The sequence below is a fragment of the Halomonas sp. ND22Bw genome (genome assembly GCF_003011945.1).
GTDB lineage: Bacteria > Pseudomonadota > Gammaproteobacteria > Pseudomonadales > Halomonadaceae > Halomonas > Halomonas halophila.
In genome coordinates this window covers 1-256 of sequence record NZ_PXWD01001273.1, presented here as the reverse complement: position 1 = coordinate 256, position 256 = coordinate 1, and the positions used below count along the sequence as shown (strand labels likewise).

Genomic DNA, 256 nt, shown 5'->3' with positions numbered 1-256 from the left:
AAGTGAAAGCTCATCTCGCAGCGGCCTTTCCGTCGACCACCTCCGACGTCGTCGACACTGCGGTCGCCGCTGCCTATCACCGTTTCGACGGCACTCACGTTCGCGATTTCGTGCCGTTGCTCGTCGAGCGACGTGCCAAGCAGTCCCTCGCATCGCAGATACCTGCATAAAATCCGGGATATCCGCCAGTGAAGGGTGAAATCCGCTCTCGCGCCCAAGCCAGCGTTTTCCTGACCGCGCTCGAAGCCGAGATCGC

At 60.9% G+C, this 256-nt stretch carries 1 protein-coding gene; it reads left to right on the top strand.

Annotation, left to right across the window (positions count from 1 at the left end; genetic code table 11):
• The first annotated feature begins 2 nt into the window (after positions 1-2).
• Complete coding sequence (locus tag CVH10_RS27375) at positions 3-170, top strand: three-helix bundle dimerization domain-containing protein (RefSeq protein WP_369335971.1); 168 nt, start codon at positions 3-5, stop codon at positions 168-170.
• Positions 171-256: the final 86 nt, after the last annotated feature.